This is a genomic window from Stenotrophomonas sp. VV52, from assembly GCF_002893095.1.
Taxonomy (GTDB): domain Bacteria; phylum Pseudomonadota; class Gammaproteobacteria; order Xanthomonadales; family Xanthomonadaceae; genus Stenotrophomonas; species Stenotrophomonas aracearum.
Genome location: NZ_PKQQ01000015.1, coordinates 1 through 21,866, shown reverse-complemented (window position 1 = coordinate 21,866; position 21,866 = coordinate 1). Strand labels below are relative to the sequence as shown.

The 21,866-nt window shown below is 67.2% G+C and carries 19 protein-coding genes, 1 pseudogene and 1 riboswitch; of the genes and pseudogenes, 15 read left to right on the top strand and 5 right to left on the bottom strand.

Features of this window, described 5'->3' with window-relative positions; translation table 11 throughout:
* Positions 1 to 113: 113 nt before the first annotated feature.
* Complete coding sequence (locus C2U58_RS18275) at positions 114 to 584, top strand: hypothetical protein (protein ID WP_102947146.1); 471 nt, start codon at positions 114 to 116, stop codon at positions 582 to 584.
* 28 nt (positions 585 to 612) lie between these two features.
* Entirely contained in the window at positions 613 to 1,092 is a 480-nt protein-coding gene (trmL, locus tag C2U58_RS18270) for a tRNA (uridine(34)/cytosine(34)/5-carboxymethylaminomethyluridine(34)-2'-O)-methyltransferase TrmL (RefSeq protein ID WP_102947145.1), read from the top strand.
* Between the two features lie 4 nt (positions 1,093 to 1,096).
* Here trmL and C2U58_RS18265 read toward each other — a convergent pair whose 3' ends face one another.
* A complete protein-coding gene (locus tag C2U58_RS18265) occupies positions 1,097 to 2,260 on the bottom strand; it encodes an acyl-CoA dehydrogenase family protein (RefSeq protein ID WP_102947198.1) in 1,164 nt (387 codons plus the stop codon).
* Positions 2,261 to 2,409: 149 nt separating this feature from the next.
* Here C2U58_RS18265 and C2U58_RS18260 point away from each other — a divergent pair, with 149 nt between their 5' ends.
* Together C2U58_RS18260 and C2U58_RS18255 are read left to right on the top strand one after the other, a co-directional pair.
* Positions 2,410 to 2,904: an N-acetyltransferase gene (locus tag C2U58_RS18260; protein ID WP_102947144.1), complete on the top strand. Its 495-nt coding sequence runs from the start codon at positions 2,410 to 2,412 to the stop codon at positions 2,902 to 2,904.
* Positions 2,905 to 3,200: 296 nt separating this feature from the next.
* Entirely contained in the window at positions 3,201 to 4,877 is a 1,677-nt protein-coding gene (locus C2U58_RS18255) for an electron transfer flavoprotein-ubiquinone oxidoreductase (RefSeq protein ID WP_102947143.1), read from the top strand.
* A gap of 3 nt (positions 4,878 to 4,880) precedes the next feature.
* On the opposite strand, the gene C2U58_RS18250 is transcribed toward C2U58_RS18255, so the two are convergent.
* Positions 4,881 to 8,459: a transporter substrate-binding domain-containing protein gene (locus C2U58_RS18250; RefSeq protein WP_102947142.1), complete on the bottom strand. Its 3,579-nt coding sequence runs from the start codon at positions 8,457 to 8,459 to the stop codon at positions 4,881 to 4,883.
* Between the two features lie 78 nt (positions 8,460 to 8,537).
* Between C2U58_RS18250 and C2U58_RS18245 the strand changes: the two genes are divergently transcribed.
* The 7 genes from C2U58_RS18245 to C2U58_RS18215 all read left to right on the top strand — a co-directional run bounded on the left by C2U58_RS18245 (position 8,538) and on the right by C2U58_RS18215 (position 15,009).
* Positions 8,538 to 9,176: a response regulator transcription factor gene (locus C2U58_RS18245; protein WP_102947141.1), complete on the top strand. Its 639-nt coding sequence runs from the start codon at positions 8,538 to 8,540 to the stop codon at positions 9,174 to 9,176.
* 18 nt (positions 9,177 to 9,194) lie between these two features.
* Positions 9,195 to 10,328 carry a phosphotransferase gene (locus tag C2U58_RS18240; protein WP_102947140.1) on the top strand — a complete coding sequence of 378 codons (1,134 nt, stop codon included), beginning with the start codon at positions 9,195 to 9,197 and terminating at the stop codon, positions 10,326 to 10,328.
* Between the two features lie 41 nt (positions 10,329 to 10,369).
* Positions 10,370 to 10,465, top strand: a riboswitch (TPP riboswitch).
* 67 nt (positions 10,466 to 10,532) lie between these two features.
* Positions 10,533 to 12,683 carry a TonB-dependent siderophore receptor gene (locus tag C2U58_RS18235; RefSeq protein ID WP_102947139.1) on the top strand — a complete coding sequence of 717 codons (2,151 nt, stop codon included), beginning with the start codon at positions 10,533 to 10,535 and terminating at the stop codon, positions 12,681 to 12,683.
* The gene (pnuC, locus tag C2U58_RS18230) at positions 12,680 to 13,264 is read left to right on the top strand and encodes a nicotinamide riboside transporter PnuC (RefSeq protein ID WP_172448191.1); all 585 of its coding nucleotides are present in this window, start codon (positions 12,680 to 12,682) and stop codon (positions 13,262 to 13,264) included. Before C2U58_RS18235 ends, pnuC begins: the two co-directional genes overlap by 4 nt.
* 10 nt (positions 13,265 to 13,274) lie before the next feature.
* The gene (locus C2U58_RS18225; protein WP_102947138.1) at positions 13,275 to 13,748 is read left to right on the top strand and encodes an AraC family transcriptional regulator; all 474 of its coding nucleotides are present in this window, start codon (positions 13,275 to 13,277) and stop codon (positions 13,746 to 13,748) included.
* Positions 13,745 to 14,155, top strand: a complete 411-nt coding sequence (locus C2U58_RS18220) for a VOC family protein (RefSeq protein ID WP_102947137.1) — start codon at positions 13,745 to 13,747, stop codon at positions 14,153 to 14,155. Before C2U58_RS18225 ends, C2U58_RS18220 begins: the two co-directional genes overlap by 4 nt.
* A 209-nt stretch (positions 14,156 to 14,364) precedes the next feature.
* Positions 14,365 to 15,009, top strand: coding sequence for a CPBP family intramembrane glutamic endopeptidase (locus C2U58_RS18215; RefSeq protein WP_102947136.1), 645 nt, complete (start codon positions 14,365 to 14,367; stop codon positions 15,007 to 15,009).
* Positions 15,010 to 15,089: 80 nt separating this feature from the next.
* On the opposite strand, the gene C2U58_RS18210 is transcribed toward C2U58_RS18215, so the two are convergent.
* The 3 genes from C2U58_RS18210 to C2U58_RS18200 are packed head-to-tail and all read right to left on the bottom strand — an operon-like array spanning position 15,090 to position 19,925.
* The gene (locus tag C2U58_RS18210; RefSeq protein ID WP_102947135.1) at positions 15,090 to 18,155 is read right to left on the bottom strand and encodes an efflux RND transporter permease subunit; all 3,066 of its coding nucleotides are present in this window, start codon (positions 18,153 to 18,155) and stop codon (positions 15,090 to 15,092) included.
* Complete coding sequence (locus tag C2U58_RS18205) at positions 18,152 to 19,249, bottom strand: efflux RND transporter periplasmic adaptor subunit (protein ID WP_102947134.1); 1,098 nt, start codon at positions 19,247 to 19,249, stop codon at positions 18,152 to 18,154. Before C2U58_RS18205 ends, C2U58_RS18210 begins: the two co-directional genes overlap by 4 nt.
* A 43-nt stretch (positions 19,250 to 19,292) precedes the next feature.
* A complete protein-coding gene (locus C2U58_RS18200) occupies positions 19,293 to 19,925 on the bottom strand; it encodes a TetR/AcrR family transcriptional regulator C-terminal domain-containing protein (protein WP_102947133.1) in 633 nt (210 codons plus the stop codon).
* Positions 19,926 to 20,259: 334 nt separating this feature from the next.
* Between C2U58_RS18200 and C2U58_RS18195 the strand changes: the two genes are divergently transcribed.
* From C2U58_RS18195 to C2U58_RS18180, 4 genes and pseudogenes are all read left to right on the top strand, one after another.
* Positions 20,260 to 20,703, top strand: a complete 444-nt coding sequence (locus C2U58_RS18195) for a hypothetical protein (protein ID WP_146033498.1) — start codon at positions 20,260 to 20,262, stop codon at positions 20,701 to 20,703.
* A gap of 207 nt (positions 20,704 to 20,910) precedes the next feature.
* Positions 20,911 to 21,093: a hypothetical protein gene (locus tag C2U58_RS18190; RefSeq protein ID WP_102947131.1), complete on the top strand. Its 183-nt coding sequence runs from the start codon at positions 20,911 to 20,913 to the stop codon at positions 21,091 to 21,093.
* On the top strand, positions 21,090 to 21,296 hold the full coding sequence (locus C2U58_RS18185) for a hypothetical protein (protein ID WP_102947130.1): 207 nt from the start codon (positions 21,090 to 21,092) through the stop codon (positions 21,294 to 21,296). Before C2U58_RS18190 ends, C2U58_RS18185 begins: the two co-directional genes overlap by 4 nt.
* Before the next feature lie 185 nt (positions 21,297 to 21,481).
* Positions 21,482 to 21,866 (top strand): annotated as a pseudogene (locus C2U58_RS18180) (PAS domain-containing sensor histidine kinase); the annotation flags it as partial.

The window sequence follows — 21,866 nt, the reverse complement described above, 5'->3', positions numbered from 1 at the left end:
CATGACTGATCGCTGAACAAAACACGAAATCTTGAATTTGTTCTTGCATCCCCAGATTCGGTGTACTACCTTACTACCACACCACTGCTCACCAACACTAAACAGGCCCCGTCATGAACACCAAGACCATCGCAATCGCCATCGCCCTCGCTGCCGGCTCCGCGTTTGTTTCGAACGTGCATGCCGCTTCCGCCATCACCACCCTGCAGACCGTGCAGGTTCGTCCTTCCGCCGACCAGCTGGCCCAGGCCGAAGTCGAGCGCACCAGCAGCATCCCGACCCTGGCGCTGGTGGAAGTGCGTCCGACCGCCGGCCAGGTTGCCGAATACCGCGCCGAACTGGCCGACAGCCGCCGCGTCACCACCCTTGCCGCCGTTGAAGTCCGCCCGACCGCCGAACAGCGCGAAGCGCTGGCCGCCGAACAGGCCGAACGCAGCACGGACTACATGGGTGCCCTGGCCTCGGCCGCCGGCGTACTGGCCCGCGACGTGATCATCAACCTGCCGGCCCTGCAGGTGCGTCCGTCGCCGAACGACCTGCAGGCCTTCGCGGTCGAAACCGCTTCGGTGCTGGTCCGTCCGTAATCGGGGATTGGCGGCGTAAAATGCAGGAATGACCGCCACCCCGACGTTCCATGTTGTGTTGTTCCAGCCGGAAATTCCCCCGAATACCGGCAATGTGATCCGGCTCTGCGCCAACACCGGCGCGCGACTGCACCTGATCGAGCCGCTCGGTTTCGACCTGAGCGACAAGCAGCTCAAGCGCGCCGGCCTGGATTACCACGAATACGCCCGACTGCAGGTGCATCCAGACCTGGACACCTTCCTGCAGGTAATTGCACCGAAGCGCCTGTTCGCCCTGAGCACCCGCGGCAGCGTGCGCTATGACACCCAGCAGTTCGAAGACGGCGACGCCTTCCTGTTCGGCCCGGAAACCCGCGGCCTGCCGCAGGACGTGCTGGACGCGCTGCCCGATGGGCGCCGCTTGAGGTTGCCGATGCAGCCTGGGAATCGCAGTTTGAATCTGTCCAACACCGTGGCCGTGGTGATGTTCGAGGCCTGGCGACAGAACGGGTTCGTTGGCGGCGCGTGATCGCCTAGAAAGCGTTGATACCCGTAAGCTCGCGCCCGATCACCAGCTGGTGCACGGTCTCGGTGCCCTCATAGGTAATCACCGACTCCAGGTTCAATGCGTGCCGGATCGCCACATGCTCGGTGGTAATGCCCGCTCCACCCAGCAGATCCCGGCATTCGCGCGCGATGTCGATCGCCATGCGGCAGTTGTTCCACTTGGCCAGGCTGACCTGCTGCGGCTGCAGCTGCCCCGCATCCTTCAACCGCCCCAGCTGCAGCGACAGCAGCTGCGCGGTGGTGATGCGCCGGGCCATGTCGGCCAGCTTGATCTGCGCGCTCTGGGTGGCCGCCACCGGGCGCCCGAACAGCACGCGCTCCTTTGTGTAGCCCAGCGCTTCGTCCAGGCAGGCAACGGCCGCGCCGATCGGCCCCCAGCTGATCCCGTAACGGGCCTGGTTGAGGCACCCCAGCGGTCCCTTCAGCCCCTGCACGTTCGGCAGGCGGTTGCGTTCGGGCACGCGCACGTTGTCGAAGAACAGCGCGCCGGTCAGCGACGCGCGCAGGCTCATCTTGTGCTTGATCTCCTGGGTGGTGAAGCCGGGCATGCCCTTCTCCAGCACGAATCCCTGGATCCCGTCTTCGGTATGCGCCCAGACAATGGCGATGTCGGCGACCGGGCCGCTGGTGATCCACATCTTGCTGCCGTTGATCAGCCAGTCGCCGCCGTCCTTCACCGCGCGCGTCTTCATCGCGGCCGGGTCGGAACCGCCGTGCGCCTCGGTCAGGCCGAAGCAGCCGATCACCCGGCCAGCGGCCATGTCCGGCAGCCAGCGCAGGCGCTGTTCTTCGCTGCCGTAGGCGAAGATCGGGTACATACACAGCGAGCTCTGCACCGAGACGAAGCTGCGCAGGCCCGAGTCGCCGCGTTCCAGTTCCTGGCAGATCAAGCCGTAGCTCACCGCGTTCAAGCCGCCGCCACCGTACTGCTCGGGCAGGCTGGAGCCGAGCAGGCCCAGCGACGCGATCTCCGGGATCAGCTCATCCGGGAACCGGCCCTGGTCGAAGGCATCGCCGATGATCGGCAGCACCTTTTCGTCGGTGAAGCGCGCCACGCTCGCCTGCACGGCACGTTCCTCCTCGCTGAGCAGCGAGCGGACATCGAACAGATCGTACGGATTGAGGGCCATGGGCAGCGACATCGCAGGCAGCAACAGGGCCCCCATTGTGACACCAGCCCGGTAGTGCCGGCCGCTGGCCGGCTGCACGCAATACCGGCCATCACCAGGAGCCGGCCGGCGGCCGGCACTACAATGGCTGCTTACAGGAGGCCTTGCCCATGCAGATCCGCAGCGAGCGTCCCGGCGACGCCCATGCCATTCACGCCCTCACCCGCGACGCGTTCGAACACGCCCCGCACAGCAGCCACACCGAACAGCACATCGTCGATGCGCTGCGCGATGCCGGTGCGCTGGCGGTATCGCTGGTGGCTGAAGATTCCGGCGCCATCATCGGCCACGTGGCGCTTTCGCCAGTGCAGCTCAGCGATGGCAGCGAAGGCTGGTACGGGCTCGGGCCGATCTCGGTGTCGCCGGAACGGCAGGGGCAGGGGGTTGGTGGGGCGTTGATGAAAGCGGCGATGGAGTCGCTTGAGGCGATGGGCGCGGCCGGGTGTGTGTTGTTGGGCGACCCCGCGTACTACGGGCGGTTTGGGTTCCACGCAGAGCCGCGCCTGCGTCTGGCCGGGGTACCGGCGGAGTATTTCCAGGCACGGTTGTTGCGCGGGGAATGGCCAGACGCCGAGGTCACCTACCACGCGTCCTTCAGCGCGTAGTGCCGGCCGCCGGCCGGCTCCTCGTACCGCCGGGCATCGCCTGGAGCCGGCCGGCGGCCGGCTCCTCGTACCGCAGGGCATCGCTTGGAGCCGGCCGGCGGCCGGCACTACGGTCTCGAGTTCTTATGCTGCGCCGCAGCATCGCGCGTGAACGTCGGCGATCTAGGCGGAAACGGCTCCTACCGGTACCCTGATGGCCTGATCCAGCAGTTGCGCAGTGACCTGTCGCGCGCGATTCCCAGGCAACCGCCGCCGGCTTTGGCCGGGACGGCACTACCCACGAGTTACGCATCACCATGAGCGAAGAGACCACTGCCCTGCCCCCGCGTGAAGCCATGGAGTTCGACGTGGTTGTCGTCGGGGCCGGCCCGGCCGGCCTGGCCACCGCGATCCGCCTGCGCCAGCGCGCCATCGAAGCCGGCCGCGAGCTGTCGGTGTGCGTGCTGGAAAAGGGCTCCGAACCCGGCGCCCACATCCTGTCCGGCGCGATCATGGACACCCGCGCGCTGACCGAACTGTTCCCGGATTGGGCCGAACGCGGCGCGCCGCTGAAGCAGAAGGTCACCCGCGACGAGTTCCTGTTCCTGTCCGAAGACGGCGCGCGCAGCACCCCGCATGCGCTGCTGCCGGAGTGCTTCCACAACGAAGGCAACTACATCATCAGCCTCGGCGAGGTCACCCGCTGGCTGGCACAGCAGGCCGAAGTGCTGGAAGTGGCGATCTTCCCCGGCTTTGCCGCCGCCGAAGTGCTGTACGACGAGAACGGCGCGGTGATGGGCGTGGCCACCGGCGACATGGGCATCCGCAAGGACGGCTTGCACGGTCCCAATTTCGAACGCGGCATGGAGCTGCACGCCAAGTACACGGTCTTCGCCGAAGGCTCGCGCGGCCACCTCGGCCGCCAGCTGATCGCCCGCTTCCAGCTGGACGCCGGCAAGGACCCGCAGGCTTACGGCATCGGCATCAAGGAACTGTGGCAGATCGACCCGGCCAAGCATGAGCCGGGCCTGGTGGTGCACACCGCCGGCTGGCCGCTGGACAGCGACACTTACGGCGGCTCGTTCCTGTACCACGCCGACGGCGGCAAGGTCGCAGTGGGCTTCGTGGTCGGGCTGGACTACCGCAACCCGTGGATGAGCCCGTTCGAGGAGTTCCAGCGCTTCAAGACCCACCCGTCCATCCGCAAGCACCTGGAAGGCGGCAAGCGCATCGGCTACGGCGCGCGTGCGATCACTGCCGGTGGCCTGCTGTCGCTGCCCAAGACCGTGTTCCCGGGCGGCGCGCTGGTCGGCTGCGAAGCCGGTTACCTCAACGCCAGCCGCATCAAGGGCAGCCATGCCGCGATCAAGACCGGCATGCTGGCCGCCGACGCCGCGTTCGACGCGCTGGTTGCAGACCGCCAGCGCGACGAACTCAGCGCCTACCCGGCCGCCTTCGAAAGCAGCTGGTTGAACGACGAGCTGAAGCAGTCGAAGAACTTCAAGCAGTGGTTCAAGAAGGGCCGCAACGTCGCCACGCTGATGACCGGCATCGAGCAGTGGCTGCTGCCCAAGCTGGGCATCCGCAATCCGCCGTGGACCCTGCGCCACAGCACGCCGGACCACGCGTGCCTGGAGCCGGCGTCGCAACATACGAAGATCGCCTACCCCAAGCCGGACAACGTGCTCACCTTCGACCGGCTGAGCTCGGTGTTCCTGAGCAGCACCAACCACGAAGAAGACCAGCCGTCGCACCTCACGCTGAAGGACGCCAGCGTGCCGGTGCGGATCAACCTGTCCGAATACGCCGGCCCGGAAGCGCGTTACTGCCCGGCCGGGGTCTATGAATTCGTGGGTGGCGAGGGCCAGGAACAGCTGCAGATCAACGCGCAGAACTGCGTGCACTGCAAGACCTGCGACATCAAGGACCCGACCCAGAACATCGTGTGGGTGACCCCGCAGGGCGGCGGCGGCCCGAACTATTCGGGGATGTAACTGCTACAGGCTATCCAGGTAGGCCTGCAGTGCGGTCTCGAACGCGGCGATGTCCCCTGCACTCGCCGCAATTCCCTGCTCGGGAATCTGCTGCATCAGCGCGCGCGCCTGCTCTGCCAGCGCTTCCGCACCCAGCGTGCCGAGCCCGCCCACGATGCGGTGCAGGACTTCCACCGCCGTGTTGATGTCGTCCTGCGCGCGGGCGTCCTGACCGCGCTGCAGGTCGTCCGCGGTGGCTTCGCGCATGCTGTCGATCAGCACCGTCGCCACGTGCTCGGAGCCGAACCGGCGCACGATCGCCGCACGCGTCGGCGGCGCTGCCGGTACCGCCGCCGCCAGCGGCAGCTCCGGTTCCGGCGCGGCATCGCCTTCGTCGGAGGGCAGCCAGCGGCGCAGTGCCTGGCGCAACGTCGCCAGCGCCACCGGCTTGGCCAGCAGGTCGTCCATGCCCGCTTCGCGGCAGCGCTGCACGTCTTCCGCCAGCGCGCTGGCGGTCAGCGCGAGCACCGGCATGCGCTGGCCACTGCCACGTTCGTGCTCGCGGATGTGCCGGGTCAGCGTGTAGCCATCCATCACCGGCATGCGGCAATCGGTGATCACCAGGTCGAAGTGCGCGGCGTCCAGCAGCGCCAGCGCCGCTTCGCCATCCACCGCCACCTCGTGCTGCAGGCCCAGCTGCTGCAGGCGCCAGCGCATCAGTGCCTGGTTGGTGGGGTGGTCTTCCACCACCAGCACGCGCCGCCGCGCCTGCCCGGCCGGCAGCGGCTCCACCTCGCCGCCGGCGCGCTGGTCATCGCGCGCCACCGCGTCTGCCGGCACCAGCGGCAGGCTCACCACCACGTCCACGCGGGTGCCCTTGCCCGGTTCGCTCTGCATCTCCAGCTTGCCGCGCATCAGCCCCACCAGCCGCTGGCAGATGCTCAGGCCCAGCCCGGTGCCGCCGTAATGGCGGGTAATGGCCACGTCGGCCTGCGCGAACGGCTTGAACAGCCGCTCGCGCTGCTCGGCTGAAATGCCGATGCCGGTATCGATCACGCTCAGGCGCAGGGTCTGCGAGATCTCGTCGGCGCGGTCCACCGACAGCGCGATGCTGACCGATCCCTCATTGGTGAACTTGATCGCATTGCTGAGCAGGTTGAACACGATCTGGCGCAGGCGCATGCCGTCGGCCAGGTGCTGTGGACCCACCGCCGCGTCGACCTCCAGGCTCAGCGCCAGGCCCTTGCTGGACGCCTGCGGCGACAGCAGCTGCTGCACGTTGTCGAGCAGGGTGCGCAATGCCACCGGCTGCGGCTCCAGCGGCAGCGCGCCGGCTTCGATGCGCGAATAGTCGAGGATGTCGTCCAGGATCTGCCGCAGCATCTGCGCCGAGTCTTCGATCACGCTGATGATGCGCCGCTGTTCGCCGTCCAGCCCGGTGTGCGAGAGCGCCTCCACCATGCCCAGCACCCCGCTCATCGGCGTTCGGATCTCGTGGCTCATGGTGGCCAGGAAGTTCGACTTGGCCGCCGTCGCGCGTTCGGCAGCAGACTTCGCCGCCGCCAATGCATCGGCCTGTGCACGCGCTTCGGTCACGTCCACCCAGTAACCGCTCCACAGCACCGCACCGTCCGCAGCCGCATACGGCAGCGCGCGCGTGCGCACCCAGCGCACCACCCCGTGCGGACTGGTGCGGAATTCCAGGTCCAATGCGGAAAAGTCGCGCGCGGCTTCGATCAGCGCGGCGTGCACCGCCTCGCGGTCGCGCGGGTCGATCTTGTCGGCCAGGCGGGTTTCGTCGGCAATCACCTCCTGCGTACTCACCCCGAACATCGATTGCAGGTCGCCGGTGATGTACGGGAAGGTGACCCGGCCATCGCTGTCGCGGCGCGCCTGGTAGACGATCGCCGGCAGGTTGTCGGTCACTTCCACCAGCCGCTGTTCCAGCTTGCGCCGCATGCTCACTTCGCGGCGCAGGCGCCAGTAGCCCCAGCCGTGCACGACGATGCCGGTGAGCAGCACCAACGACAGCGGTACGGCCCAGCGCGCCACCGAACGCCAGTCCAACCCGGTGCGGTATTCGGCCAGCAGCCAGTCGCCACGGATCGCCGCCTGTTCGCGCGGGGTGATGTTGGCCAGCACGCGATCGAAGGTGGTGGCCAGCGGCGCGTACTGGCGCTTCACCGCCAGCGAGAGCTGGTCGCTGAAACCGGCCGGGGCCGCCACGTGCAGCTTGGCCGGGTACACCTCGCGCACCACCCGGTCGACCATGGCCAGATTGCCGACGTAGGCGTCGGCATCCCCATTCGCCAATCGCGACAATGCCTGGTCCACGCTGCGCGCCGGCACGATCCGCGCCTTGGGCGCGTACTGCAGGATGTAACCGCGCAGGCGCTCGGGATCCGAAAGCAGGATGCTGCGCCCGTCCAGGTCGCCCAGGCCCAGCACCGAGCGGCTGTTGTTGGGGGTGACGATCACGTTGGGCACGCTGATGAAGGGCTGGCTGAACACCCAGTCGTCGCCCAGATAGTGCGCGTCGTTGGGCATGCCCATCACCACGTCCACGTCGCCCCGGCGCATCTGTTCGCGCACCTCGAACCAGTCGTGCGCCGGTACCCGGTTCAACTGCGCGCCGACCATGCGCAGCTGGCGCAGGTAGTCGCCCGCCACCCCGCTGGGCTCACCGGCCGCGTCGATGAACGACAACGGCGCACCGGTGGGCGCATAGCCCATGCGCAGCGGCGTGGCCAGGACCCGGCGCTCGGCCTCGCCGAGGATCAAGCGCGACTGCGACGACCACTGCAGCGGCGGCAGCCAGCGCTTGTACAGGGCCTCGCGCTGCGCCTGGGTGACCGTGGAAAGCGCGCTGTCCAGCGCTTCGGCCAGCGGCTGGCGCGCATTGGGCACCCCGAAGTGCAGCCGCTCGGGCGGCAGGTCGCTGGGTCGCAGCAGGGCAATTCCGTCGAGCCCGTCCTGCCGGATCAGGGTGCTGGCCACGTGCGCGTTGCCGATGTACACGTCGGCATCGCCCTTGGCGACCATCGAAAGGGCCGCGCGGGTATTGGCCGCGGTCACCTGGCGGGCGGCCGGGAAACGGGCCCGGACCTGGCCACTGGTCAGGAATTCCTGCTCGGTCACCACCCGCAGCCCGGCCAGGTCGGGGTCGGTCGAGGTGCGGGTGTCGCCGACCCGGCCGACCAGCGCCAGCGGGGCGTCGGCATAGGATCCCGTGTAAACCATGCAGCGGGTCCGGTCGGGGGTCAGGGTGATGTTCATCACCACGTCGACCTCCCCCCGGCATGCCGCATCCAGCACGGCCGCCCAATCACGGTATACCCGCACCTTCACCTGCACACCCAGCTGCCGGGTCAACAGCATCAGGTAGTCATGGCCAAGCCCGTCGGGTCGGCCGTTCTGCATCATTTCGAATGGTGGCCATCCGCTGTTGTACATGCCCAAAAGGATGGTAGGGTTCCGTTCGATCCAGTCGGCCTGGCGCGGTGAGAGCGAAGGGGCAGGGGCAGGCGCCGCCACGGCAACTGCACCGCCCAGCGCCCAACCCAGCCACAGCACGACCAGCCAGCGAACAAGCGAGGTACGCATGCTGTCTGTTCTCCCAGGAGTGATCCGCCCACGCGACGTGCCCCGTTGGGGCCGCTGCCTTCAAGGCAATACTAGTCCATGACCTTGCGCATAATCATCGCTGACGACCACCAGGTGGTCCGGGTCGGCGCCAGAGCGGCCATCGAAGCCAGTGGGGTCGGCGTACTGGTGGCTGAAGCCAGCAACGCAGACGAGTTGTTCGCTGCGCTGGAGCAGCACGAGTGCGATCTGCTCATCACCGACTACTCGATGCCACAGAGCAAACGGGTTGACGGAATCGACATGATCCAGAAAATCCGGCGCAACTATCCGGACCTGCGCGTGCTGCTCATGAGCGTCACCCAGAACATCGCGATCCTGCGCATGGTGGTCAACAACGGCGTGCTCGGTCTGTTCGACAAGGGCTCGCTGGTGGAAGAGCTGCCGTTGGCGATCCAGGCCGTGTCGCGTGGCCAACCGTATGTCAGCCGCAAGCTCCGCGAAATCATCGACCGGGTCGGCACCCAGTCCATCGGCGACGACCGCACGCGCGTGCTGTCGCCGCGCGAGGTGGAAGTGCTGCGACTGCTCAGCAGTGGCATGACCGTCAAGAAGATCGCCGAGAAGCTGCACAAGAGCATGAGCACCATCAGCCGCCAGAAAGGCGATGCCATGCTCAAGCTCGGCCTGCGAAGCGACGCGGAACTGTTCGACTTCATGCGCGACAACAAGCTCTAAGGTTTTTTCCAGCGCGTGATGCACGACCACCACCACGTACAGGGCCTGGACAACGACCAGGTGGCCGCCGATTGGCCTGCGATCAGCGACGCCGAACTGGCGTGGCTTCGCGGGCACTACCCTGCGCTGGAAGGCGCGTGCGAGGTGCTCTGGCACAGCCCGCGGCCGTTTTCCGCTGCGGCGCTGGTGGAGTGTGGCGCGCAGCGTTTCTTCCTCAAGCGCCACCACGCCAGCGTGCGCACCGCTGCATTGCTGGGTGAAGAACATCGCTTCATCGCGCACCTGGCGGCTGCCGGGCTGCCGGTGGTGCAGGTATTGCACACGCATGACGGCGCCAGTGCGCTCGAACGCGACAACTGGACCTACGAACTGCATGCGCAGGGCGACGGCCACGACCTGTATCGCGACACGCCGTCGTGGACACCGCCACACGACCCCGCACATGCGCACGCGGCCGGCGCCATGCTCGCGCGCCTGCACCTGGCCGCCAGCGACTACCACGCGCCCCAGCGCAGCACCCACCTGCTGGTGGCACGCGACGACCTGATCCGCGCGCGCGATCCGCTGGCACTGCTGCGCAGTGAACTGCCGACCCGGCCGGCGCTGGCCGATTACCTTTCGCGGCAGCCGTGGGAACACGACCTGCAGCGCGCCGTGCTGCCATGGCATGCAGCGCTCGGCGAGCACCTGCAGGACGAGCCGGTGCTGTGGGGCCACAACGACTGGCATGTCTCCAACCTGCTCTGGCACGGCCACGGTCCGGACGCGACGGTGGCCACCGTGTTCGACTTCGGGCTGGCCTCCCCGGCCAGTGCGCTGTTCGACCTGGCCACCGCGATCGAGCGCAACGCCGTGGCGTGGCTGGACGACGCTGGCGGCGGCCCGGTCGCCCACGCGGACATCGCCCTGGCCCTGCTGGCCGGCTACCGTCAGGTACGGCCGCTGTCCGCCGCCCAGGTGCACCTGCTGGCCGACCTGCTGCCGCTGGTGCATTTCGACTTCGCCCTGTCGGAAGTCGAGTATTTCCAAGGAGTTACCGGCTCCCGGGCGAATGCCGACGTGGCCTACCACACCTTCCTGCTCGGCCATGCCGACTGGTTCTCCAGCGACGCCGGCTGGGCCCTGCTGGACACCCTGCACGCTGCCGCCTGAGCCGGTGGGCTCGCCACGGCGGCCGATTGGTGTGAAAATGACCACTGAAGCGGGGGTGCCTGGATCTGCCAGGCTGAGAGAGTCCCTTGGAACCTGATCCGGTTTGCACCGGCGTAGGGAGCTTTGAGCAGCAGGCGCACCCCCGTTCCGGGCCGGTGCGCGCGCGTGCCTTCGCTTCGTCTCCCCTGGCTGATGACGAATCGAATGAACCGCTGCTACCGCCTCACGCTGCTGACCGCCGCCCTCTGCGCCGCCCTGCCCCTGCACGCCGCCGAACGGTCGCCGACCGACCTGGCCGGCGTGCGCGTACAGGCCAACAAACCGGCCGCGACCACCGCGCCGGGCAGCAGCTTCGGCAACGTCGACTGGAAGAACACCCCGGCCTCGGTCAACGTGCTGGACCGTGCGTTGCTCGACCAGCTGCAGGTGCGCACGCTGTCCGAGGTGGCGCGGCACGATGCCTCGCTGGGCGACAGCTACGCACCGGTGGGCTACTACCAGAACATCGCCATCCGCGGCTTCGCACTGGACCCGGCTACCGGCTACCGCTTCAACGGGCTGTCCATCGCCGGCGAACAGCGCCTGGCGCTGGAGAACGTGCAGCAGGTGGAAATCCTCAAGGGCGAGGCCGGCCTGGCCGCCGGCGTGATGGCGCCGGGCGGCATCATCAACTACGTGGGCAAGCGCCCGGCCGAGGTGCGCAACGTCACCCTCGCCACCGACCAGGAAGGCTCGCGCTATGTCGCCGCTGACGTCGGCACCTGGATCACGCCGCGCTTCGGCGTGCGCGTGAATGCTGCCTGGGACGACACCGCGTCCTACATCGACCACGCCGACGGCCGCCGCAACTTCTATTCCGTGGCGGCCGACTGGCTGATCGGCGAGCGCGGCAAGCTGGAGCTGGACGCCAACTACCAGACCAGCGCGCAGCGCTCGGCCAGCGGCTACCAGCTGCTCGGCGGCAGCGTGCTGCCGCGCGGCGTGGACCGCAGCCGCATGCTCGGCCACCAGCCTTGGCAGCAGCCGGTGGGCATCGCCAGCACCAACATCACCGCGTTGCACACCTTCGACTTCACCCCGGACTGGCAGTCGCGCGTGGCCGTCGGCCACAGCCGCTCGGTGATTGATGACAACGTCGCCTTCGCCTACGGCTGTTACTACGCCGCCGGGTGTGCCGACGGCAGCGTGCCGGGCAACTACTTCGCCCCCAATGGCGATTACGACATCTACGACTACCGCAGCCCCGACGACACCCGCGTCAACGACGAAGCGCGCGGCGAACTGCGCGGCCGCTTCGCCACCGGCTCGGTGCGGCATGAACTCTCGTTCGGGCTGAGCGCGTTCCACCGCACCGTGGACAAGCGCCAGAACGTCAACGAATACGTGGGCACCGCCAACATCGCCGACGCGCAGGTGCCGGTGTTCGATCCTTCACCGCTGCAGCCGGGCCCGTCCGCGCGGCGCCTGGACAGCTGGCAGCGCGCGGTGTTCGCGCTGGACCGCATGCACTTCGGCGACAACTGGCAGTGGCTGGCCGGCGGCCGCTACGTGCGCCTGGACGAGCGCGCCTACGACAAGCGTGGCGTTCCGGAGCGGCACAGCCGCATGTCGCAGTTCCTGCCGCAGACCGCGCTGATCTGGCAGGCCAGTGAGCGCGTCAACGTGTACGCCAGCTATGTGGAAGGCCTTTCCCTGGGCCAGGAAGCGCCGTTCTGGACCAGCAACGGCAGCACCTTCCTGCCGGCCATGCAGTCGCGCCAGCGCGAGGTGGGCATCAAGTACGCCGCGGCCGATGGCCTGATGCTGGGCGCGGCGGTGTTCCGCATCAGCCAGCCGTTCCAGTACGCCAAGCCGGACGACAGCGAAGCGGGCTTCACCTTCGTGCAGGAAGGCACCCAGGCCCACACCGGGCTGGAGCTCACCGCCAACGGCCAGGTCACCGAACGGCTGACCGTGAATGCCAGCGCCAGCCTGCTGCAGGCGCGGGCACGCGACGCCGGCACCGCGTACTACGACGGCCAGCAGCTGGTGAACGTACCCAAGGTGCGCACCGCCGTGCACGTGGACTACGCCCTGCCCTTCGCTGAAGGCTTGGCGGTGAGCGGCGGCTGGCGTTATGCCTCCTCCAATGCCGCCACCGTGGACGGCAGCGTGAAGGCGCCTTCGTATTCCGTATTCGACGCCGGCGTACGCTTCCAGCATCAGCTGCGCGAGCATCCCGTTACTTGGAGCCTGTCGGTGGACAACCTGTTCGACCGCTTCTACTGGCGCGACACCGGCAGCACCGCCGGTGACTACTACCTGTTCCCGGGTGCACCGCGCCAGGCGCGCCTGTCGGTCACGTTCGGGCTATGAGCGCGGCCGTGCTCGAATGGTCGGCGGTGGTAGCCAGCCTGCTCGGCGTCTGGCTGATGGCCGGCCGCCGCATGTTGGCCTGGCCGGTGGGGCTGGTCGCGGTGGGCCTGTACGCCACGGTGTTCATCGAAGCACGCCTGTATTCGGACAGCCTGCTGCAGGTCGCCTTCGGTGGCTTCCTGCTGTACGGCTGGCTGAGCTGGCACCGGCATGCCGAACAGGACGGCGCGATCGTGATCGTGCCGCTGCCGCGCGCGCAGCTGCTGCGCGACCTGGGCGTCGGCGTGCTGTTCGGCATCGCGCTCGGCTTTGCCATGCACAGCTGGACCGACGCCGCGCTGCCGTGGCTGGACGCCATGCTGGCCGCGCTGAGCCTGGTGGCGCAGTGGTGGCAGGCGCGCCGGCACGTGGCTACCTGGTGGCTGTGGATCCTGGTGGATGTGGTCTACGTGGCCATGTACCTGTACAAGTCGCTGGACGTCACCGCCGGGCTGTACCTTATGTTCATCGGCCTGGCCGTGATGGGCCTGCGCGCGTGGACCGCGGCCAGCCATGAAGGGGCCGAGCTCAAACCGCGCTAGCCTTGGCGGCATGAACCCGACCCCCGAACTGCTGCGCCGGCTGCTCCGGGCCAAGGACCACATGGACCGCGCCCCGCACGAGGCGTGGCCGGTGGCGCGGCTGGCGCAGGTCAGCGCGGTATCGGAGGCGTACTTCGCACGGCAGTTCCGGCAGGCGTTCGGGCTGCCGCCGCACCGCTACCTTCTCACCCGGCGCATCGAACGCGCGGTGGCGCTGTGCCGCGACACCGAGCTGCCGATTACCGAGATCGCACTGCAGACCGGCTGGAGCAGCCTGGGCACCTTCGGACGGATCTTCCGCGACATCACCGGGCAGAGCCCCGGCGAGCTGCGCGCCAGCCTGCTGCCGGGTACGGCCGCGCAGGCGCCGGAGTGCATTGCCCGCGCCGCCAGCCGGCCGGACCTCAATACCTCAGTTTCGGAGAAGCGCTCGGGCAGCGGCGGGCGTAAAAAGGAGCCACCAACAACACCGGAGGTTCCATGAAGCAGGGCATTGAAGTGGTCGGGCTGTATGTGCGCGACCAGGAAGAAGCGCTGGCGTTCTACGTGGGCAAGCTGGGTTTCAGCGTGCACACCGACGCTGGCAACGGCGGCTACCGCTGGCTGACCGTGCAGCACCCGGACCAGCCGGGGTTCCAGCTGGGCCTGTTCCGCCCGGGCCCGCCCGTGCATGACGCGGCTACGGCGCAGGCCTTGAATGCATTGGTGGCCAAGGGGGCGATGCCGCCGTTGGTGCTTACGGTTGAGGATTGCAAAGCCACGTATGACCGCTGGTCGGCGGCCGGCGTGGAGTTCAACCAGGAGCCCACCGAGCGCTATGGCACGGTGGATGCGGGGTTCCGGGATCCGTCTGGTAATGGTTGGAAGTTGATCCAGCGCGCGGGGCGGTAGGCGAGTAGGTCACTGGCCAATAAGGTTCTGCCCCGTTATGCGCCACTAGGAGGGCAAGGGATAGCGTCAGACTTTCCTGATTGATGTCGGAATTTCACACGAATAGACTTCGGCGGTCGCTGTTTGCCAACTAAGCAAGTGACGCAACGTTCCCGGTGCAACCGCGCTGGGAACACCGCCATCAACTTGCCTGAGTCAAGGATCGACACGTGAAGCGACCTGCTCCCACTCCGGAGAACAAGGTAATTTTCGCGGCCCTCGTGTGGGTGTCGGTCAGCTTCGGGGGGATGGTCTTGTCGGACGCCGGCGTCTACGGAGCCCAGAGCGTTGCGGAGATAATCGCGTTGATCGCAATGGTTGCACTGTTTCCCGACGAGCCACGGAGGAAGTGCTCGATTTATCGCATGGTCGCCTGTGTGGCGACTGCGCTCGGGTTCCTTGCTGCGTGGATCGTCATCCATGGAGAACCACAAGCAGACGGCTTTGATTTCCCCCGCACCAGGGACTTCAGGACCATCGATGTCGTCGCGGGGTTCGTGGCAACGGGGATTGTTGCGCCACTGTTTGAGGAGAAGCTCGCAAGGCATCTGGCCTTGAGGGGGATTCACGGAATGGTCGGTCCCGCAGTCTCACGCTACGTTGCACCCGGCGTGGTGGCTTCCCTGATCGTATCGACCATATTCGCGCTGGCACATCCATCGCTGATGCCACTCGCATTCCTGCTGTCCCTGGCGCTCTGTCATCTGGCACTGAAGTACGAGTTCGACCTGGTCCAACGCGCCGTCATTCATGGTCTGCTCAACAGCGGAATCATGGCGTGGTATTTCACCAATGGATTCGGGAGCCATCCTTAGCAGGTCGGAGACGCTTCCATTGGTAGGGCGGATGCATCCGCCCTACCGCATTCGAGACCTGCAAAGCGTCAGGCAGGGGGTCAGTGCGCTTGGTGCGTGGACTTGTGGCGGAACTTCCGCGACATCCATTCGCCCAGGTCGTCCATCACGGTGAAGGCGGCCGGAATCACGATCAGGCTGAGCAGCGTGGAGGTGATCAGCCCGCCGATCACCGCAATCGCCATCGGTGCGCGGAAGCTGGAATCACCGGCAAAGCCCAAGGCGATCGGCATCATGCCTGCGCCCATGGCGAGCGTCGTCATGATGATCGGCTGGGCACGTTTGCGGCACGCATCAATCAGCGCGTCATGCTGGCTCATGCCCTGCTCGTCTTCGGCCATCACCGCGTAGTCCACCAGCAGGATGGAGTTCTTGGTGGCAATGCCGATCAGCATCAGCAACCCGATCAACGCAGGCAGCGACAGCATGTTCTGGGTGATCAGCAGCGCACCGAACGCACCACCGGCGCACAGCGGCACCGCCGCCAGGATGGTCACCGGCATCAGCGCGTGGTTGAACAGCAGCAACAGCACCATGTAGATGCAGATCAACCCGGCGGCCATCGCCAGCATGAAGCCGATGAACAGCTCCACGAACACTTCGGCATCGCCGGTGTTGAGGAAGGTCACGCCCGGCGGCAACTGCTTCACGCTGGGCAGGGCCTGTACTTCGGTCATCACATCGCCCAGCGGGCGACCGTTGAGCTCGGCGGTGAGGGTCACGTTGCGCTGGCGCTGGTAGCGCGAGATCTGCGACGGGCCACTGCCCTGGCGGATCTCGGCCACCGCCGCCAACGACACCGGACCGTCGCGGCCGGGCACGCGCAGCTGCCCGATCAGCGCGGGATTGGCCAGGTCGGCTTCGGCGAAGCCCACCCGGATCGGCACCTGGCGGTCCGGCAGGTTGAGCTTGGCCAGTCGCTGTTCGTAGTCACCGGCGGTGGCAATGCGCGCCGCCTCGGCGATGTCCTGCGTGGCCACGCCCAGGTCCGCCGCACGCGCCGCGTTGGGCACTATCTGCAATTCCGGGCGCAGCAGCGAGGCGGTGGAGGTCACGCTGCCCAGCCCCTGGATGCCGCGCAGGTCGCGCTCCAGTGCCGTGGAAGCTTCCTGCAGGCGCTGCGGGTCGTCGCCGGAGAGCACCAGCTGCAGCAGATTGCCCGGCTCGGAGCTCACGTAGCTCACGCGCACGCCGGGCAGGTTGGCCAGCCGAGCGCGCGCATCGCGTTCCAACGCGCGCTGGTCGCGGTCGCGGTCATCGGCCACGCCCCAGTCGAGGATCAGGGTGGCCTTGCGCGGCTCGCCCACGCCGGTGGCGCTGGGGTCGCCCAGGTCGAGCACGGCGCCCACGGCCGTGTAGACCTGCTTCAGCTCCGGCATGTCCTTGAGCAGCGCGCGGGCGCGCTCGGCCACGTCCACGGTTTCCTGCAGGCGGGTGCCCGGCGGCAGTTCAAGATTGAGGTTGCTGCGGCCCAGATCGGACTGCGGAATGAAGGTCGCCGGGATCAGCGGCACCAGCGCCAGCGAGGCCACGAACAGACCGGTCGCGAGCCACAGCGTGCGGCCCCGGTAGCGCAGCGCCCTGTCCACCCAGCCCAGATACCAGGTCATCAACTTCGACTCGGGCTTCTCTTCGCCATGCGGCTTGAGCAGGTACGCGGCCATCATCGGGGTGAGCAGGCGCGCCACCAGCAGCGAGAACAGCACTGCCGTCGCAGCGGTCCAGCCGAATTCGCGGAAGAACTTGCCGGCAATGCCGGGCATGAACGCCACCGGCACGAACACCGCGGCCAACGTCAGCGAGGTGGCGATCACCGCATTGCCGATCTCGCCGGCCGCCTCACGCGCCGCTTCCAGCGGCGGCTTGCCCATGCGCAGGTGGCGCACGATGTTCTCGATCTCCACGATGGCATCGTCGACCAGGATGCCGACCACCACCGACAACGCCAGCAGCGTGATGATGTTCAGCGTGAAGCCGAAGAAGTACATCACCGCGAAGGTGGGAATGATCGACAGCGGCAACGCCAGCGCAGACACCCACGTCGCGCGCCAGTCGCGCAGGAACAGCCACACCACCAGCAGCGCCAGCAGCGCGCCTTCCCACAGCATCGTCATCGACGAATCGTAGGAGCGATGTGTTTCATCGATGGCGGTGGTGACCAGCCGGAAGTCGATGCCGGGGTGCTCGGCCTTGATCTTGTCCAGCGCCTCGTGCACGCCGGCTTCCACTTTCACTTCGCTCGAACCGCGCGTGCGCGACATCGAGAATGCAACGACCTTTTCGCCGTCCAGCAGTGCTGCTTCGGTGGGATCTGCCGCAGCATCGGTGATCGTGGCCAGCGTGGACAGGCGCACCGCGCGGCCGTCCGGCAGCGCGATGGAGTAGTCGCGCAGCTGCTGTGCGTCACCCACCGTACCCAGCGTACGGATGGTCTGCTGCGCACCTTCGATTTCGGCCTTGCCGCCCGCCCGCTCGACCTGGATGCGGGCCAGCTGTTGCGAGACGTCGCCGGCGGTGATGCCCATCGCGATCAACGCGTTCGGGTCCAGGTCCACCCGCACCTGTCGCTGCACGCCGCCCACGCGGGTCACCCGGGCCACGCCCGGCACGCCGTACATCGCGCGCGAAATGTCGCGGTCGACGAACCAGCTGGCCTCGTCCGGCGTCATGTGCGGCGCGACCAGCGCATAGGTCATCAGCGAACCACCGATGTCCACCTTGGAGATCACCGGTTCCTGGATGTCCTGCGGCAGGTCGGTACGGATGCGGGTGACCGCGTCGCGGGTGTCGTCCAGCGCGGTGGCAAGATCCGCCTCCAGCTGGAACTCGATCGTGGTGGTGCTCACGCCTTCGCTGACCGAGGAGATCACGCGCTTGACGTTGTTCACCGTGGCGACCGAGTCCTCCACCTTGCGGGTGACTTCCGCTTCCAGCTGGCTGGGCGAGGCGCCCGGCTGGGTCACGGTGACCGTGGTCATCGGAAAGGCGATGTCCGGGAAGCGCGCCACCGGCAGCTGGTAGAAGCCCCACAGGCCGGCCACGCACAGCACGAAGAAGATCAGCAGCGCAGGCAACGGGCGCTTGATCGCCCAGGCGGAGATATTCATTTGGCGGTCGCCTTGGCATCAGCCACCACGCGCACGCGGTCGCCCTCGCCGAGGAACCCGGCGCCTTCCACCACCACCCGGTCGCCCTTCTTCAGACCCTCCAGGATCGCGGTGCGGCCCTGCACGGCCTGGCCGGTGCGCACGCGCAGGCGCGCCGCCTGCTGCTTGTCGTTCACGGTGAACACGTAGCTGTGGCCATCACGCTGCACGATCGCAGCGGTGGGCACGGTCAGCGCCGGGCCTTCGCCGATGACGATGCGGCCTTCCACGTACACCCCCGGCTTCAGCGTGCCCGGCTCGGGCAGGTCGGCGAAGATCGTGCCGGTGCGGGTCTGTGCGTCCACGCCCGGGGTGACCGCGCGGATGCGGCCGCTGACCACGGCGTCGGCATACGGCAATTCTACCGTGTTGCCTACGGCCACGCCGGTGAGCTGGTCTTCGGGCAGCTCGGCACGCCATTCCAGGCGGCCGTCGCGGATCAGGCGCAGCAGTTCGGTACCGGCCTGCACCACCTGGCCGGGCTGCACCAGGCGCTTGGAGATCAGGCCATCGGCCGGCGCGCGCAGGTCGGCGAAGTCACGGCGCAGCTGCGCCGCGTCGCGCGAGGCACGGGCGGTGGCGGTCTGCGCCTCGGCATTGATGCGGTTGGCACGCAGCTCATCAAGGCTGCTTTCGCTGATCAGCTTCTGCGCCGCCAGCTTCTCGCTGCGCTGGAAGTTCAAGCGCGCCAGCTCCTGCGCCGCCTGCGCCTGCTTCAGCGAGGCATCGGCCTGGGCCAGCTCGCTGTCCAGGGTGCGGTGGTCCAGCTGCAGCAGCACCTGGCCCTTCTTCACCCACTGGCCCACGTCCACCGGCAATGCGGTCACGCGCTGGCCGCTGATCTCCACGCCCAGCTGCATTTCCTCATAGGCGGTAACCGGGCCGGAGACCAGCACCGTGCGCGCCATGGTCTGCTGCTGCACCGGGGCCAGCGACACTGGCAGCGCGGAGCTGGCCGCGGCGTCGGCGGCGGCCTTGTCGTCTTTGTTGCCGCAGGCGGCGAGCGTTACCGCCACCAGCAGGAGGGAAGTGCAGCGGAGAAGAGAGGCGCGCATCAGTGAGCTTCCGTGTCGGAACTGCGTTGCAAAGGAAAAAGGGTCAGGGAGCGCTGGCCAGGCGCTGTTCGATACCGTCCAGCAGCAGGCCCAGGCCCTGTTCGAAGCGCGTGTCGAAGTCGACCTCGCTCCAGACCTCGCGCGCGCTCCAGCAATGCGGGAAGCGCGCCTCGGCCAGCGCCATGAACGACTCACCGAGCGCCTCCATGCTGCCGTCGCCGGGCCAGGACTGTTCTTCAATCACAAAGCCCATCGTGTAGTACACCAGGTCCATCGGCGCGGTCGCGGCCAGGCGGACAGAGGCCCCGGCACCCACCAGGGCGGCGATGCTGGTCTCGCCGACCCGCAGCACGTTCTCGGTGGCCAGGAAGGTGCCGGCATACACCCGCGCGCCATCGCGGCGGGCCTTGAACGCGGTGCGGAACTCGCGCGCGATCTGCAGCAGGGTCTGCCGCCAGGGCTGGCCTTCGGGGATGTCCCGGGCCACGTCCACGATCATCGCGTCGGCCATGGCATCCACCAGCGCCTGCTTGCTCTTGAAGTGCCAGTACAGCGAAGGCGCCCGGATGCCGAGGGTGCAGGCCACCTTGCGCAGGGTCACGCCCTCCATGCCGGCTTCGTCCAGAAGCTTGAAGGCGGCCGCGACGATGTTGTCCCGGGCGATGGGCTGGCGCACTGGGGCTGATTACCTAACGTTGTTAGGGGGCGAATCTAACAGTGTTAGGTTGGAGGATGCAACAGGGGACAATGCTTGGGGGCCCGGGCCGGCACGGCGACAGTAGGGTCGCTTCCTAAACGACCGCCGATAACGGTGATCGATGCTGGGAGGCATGACCTTGGCTGGGGTAACGCTCTTCCCCGTCGAAGGCCCTTGCGTTCGCCGCGCCAATTATTCTTATCGACAGTCGTTTGGAAATCGACTCTACCGCCCCGTTCCACCGTGACGCCTGGACGTCCTGGCACGGCATGGGTCCACCCGGATTCTGGCACCACATGGAAAGGAACCTGCTTTGTTGAAACTACTCAGAATGGTCCTGACGCTTCTCGCCGTCGCAATGACCGCGACTGCCTGCACCTCACACACCGAAGCCGGCACCGGCCTGCTCACCGAATTCGAATACCTGGGCTGCGCAGGCGACTGGAACGAGGACACCCTCGAACCAGAAGCAACATCGAGCGGCACCCGCGACGCCGCCACTTTCCTTGTCCGCAACCCAGCCACCTGCGGCTTCGACCAAGGCAGCAACGGCAAGGCCCACGTGGATGGCGACACGCTGAAGCTGAGCTACACCCTGACCAGCAGCGGCGGCGATGCAGCAGCCTGCATCTGCGAGTACCGCGCACGGTTCCTGATCTCCGGTCTACCGGCAGACGTAGCCAAGGTTCGCGTCAACGGTGACAACGCCAGTCTGAAGGGCGACCTGATCCGGACAAGCAACGCCCCACCCCGGTAGGGTCGCTCCCCAGACGACCCCACCGTTGACTGCATCGCCCGAGAGCAATCGATTTTATTGATCGTACCGACTGCTACGGCACACACAATCGCGAACTCCATCCCAGAATCGCTGACCACGACAGGTCGATCCTGCTCGCCACCGCCGGAATTCGAGGACGAAGTCACCATCCCCTTCCTGGAACGGCGCGGCCGCTGGCTGCGTGACATGGGGTTCAACGCAGGCGCCAAGCTGAAGATCGGCGCCCAGGACGGCAGCATCACCCTCACCGTTCTGGACCACCCCAAGCTGCCGCGCCCGGGCGTACCGCGAACGCTCGAACGCCAGATCCACCACACCATGGTGGAAGCGGACCGCCTGCCCATCTGTCCCAACGGGAGCCTGATGTGAACCTCGAAGGCATCCTGTACGCGGTGAACCGCCGCGTTGCGATCAAGGTGGAGCTGAGCCCGGTAGTGCTCTATCAGTTCCGCCTGGCGGCATGGCGGTTGAACCAGAACCCGTCCTTGCTGCTGCGGCAGATGATCTGCAGCTACATCGCGATGGCCGATAACCCGAAGTCCATCGACCTGAGCGTGACGACCGGGCCTTGAAAGCGTGCCAGCAGACGGACCGGCGCTGAGCCTGTCTCCTACTGCCTCACCTCTGTGGGTTGCATGGGCAGCAACCCACAGAGGGTACAAGCGTGCAGCGCAGCCGTCACGCACCGTCAACGGTTTCCGCTTACCCTGTGATATCGCGCTCAACAGGTCTTCACATGCGGCATTGCGATCTACCGGTGTCTTCGCCCGAGTCCCAAGCCTATCGCCTGCTCCAGGACAGCGACTGGGTTCATGCGGGATTGGCCGAGGCGGCACCGCAAGAGCTTCGCACCGTGCTGACGATGATGCTCGACTGCCCCGAACCGCTGTGGATCTCGTGGGGCCCGGACAACCTGTTCTACTTCAACGATGCCTTCGTGCCGTGGATGGGCAACAAGCTGGCGGGCGCGATGGCCACCCCGGTCAGGATCGTCTGGCATGACGTGTGGGACGAACTGGGCGGCGCGATTGCCGACGCCATGGCCGGCACCCATCGCAGCTTCCGCAACCTGCGCGTCTTCATGGACCGCGACGGCACGCGACGGGAGACATTCGGGTTCTACCCCGATATCACGGACGGTT

What these genes read in the sequence shown, in the direction of transcription:
- C2U58_RS18275 (WP_102947146.1), top strand. Translation starts at nt 114, where the DNA reads ATGAACACCAAGACCATCGCAATCGCCATCGCCCTCGCTGCCGGCTCC.
- trmL (WP_102947145.1), top strand. Translation starts at nt 613, where the DNA reads ATGACCGCCACCCCGACGTTCCATGTTGTGTTGTTCCAGCCGGAAATT.
- C2U58_RS18265 (WP_102947198.1), bottom strand. Translation starts at nt 2,260, where the DNA reads ATGGCCCTCAATCCGTACGATCTGTTCGATGTCCGCTCGCTGCTCAGC.
- C2U58_RS18260 (WP_102947144.1), top strand. Translation starts at nt 2,410, where the DNA reads ATGCAGATCCGCAGCGAGCGTCCCGGCGACGCCCATGCCATTCACGCC.
- C2U58_RS18255 (WP_102947143.1), top strand. Translation starts at nt 3,201, where the DNA reads ATGAGCGAAGAGACCACTGCCCTGCCCCCGCGTGAAGCCATGGAGTTC.
- C2U58_RS18250 (WP_102947142.1), bottom strand. Translation starts at nt 8,459, where the DNA reads ATGCGTACCTCGCTTGTTCGCTGGCTGGTCGTGCTGTGGCTGGGTTGG.
- C2U58_RS18245 (WP_102947141.1), top strand. Translation starts at nt 8,538, where the DNA reads ATGACCTTGCGCATAATCATCGCTGACGACCACCAGGTGGTCCGGGTC.
- C2U58_RS18240 (WP_102947140.1), top strand. Translation starts at nt 9,195, where the DNA reads ATGCACGACCACCACCACGTACAGGGCCTGGACAACGACCAGGTGGCC.
- C2U58_RS18235 (WP_102947139.1), top strand. Translation starts at nt 10,533, where the DNA reads ATGAACCGCTGCTACCGCCTCACGCTGCTGACCGCCGCCCTCTGCGCC.
- pnuC (WP_172448191.1), top strand. Translation starts at nt 12,680, where the DNA reads ATGAGCGCGGCCGTGCTCGAATGGTCGGCGGTGGTAGCCAGCCTGCTC.
- C2U58_RS18225 (WP_102947138.1), top strand. Translation starts at nt 13,275, where the DNA reads ATGAACCCGACCCCCGAACTGCTGCGCCGGCTGCTCCGGGCCAAGGAC.
- C2U58_RS18220 (WP_102947137.1), top strand. Translation starts at nt 13,745, where the DNA reads ATGAAGCAGGGCATTGAAGTGGTCGGGCTGTATGTGCGCGACCAGGAA.
- C2U58_RS18210 (WP_102947135.1), bottom strand. Translation starts at nt 18,155, where the DNA reads ATGAATATCTCCGCCTGGGCGATCAAGCGCCCGTTGCCTGCGCTGCTG.
- C2U58_RS18205 (WP_102947134.1), bottom strand. Translation starts at nt 19,249, where the DNA reads ATGCGCGCCTCTCTTCTCCGCTGCACTTCCCTCCTGCTGGTGGCGGTA.
- C2U58_RS18190 (WP_102947131.1), top strand. Translation starts at nt 20,911, where the DNA reads ATGGGGTTCAACGCAGGCGCCAAGCTGAAGATCGGCGCCCAGGACGGC.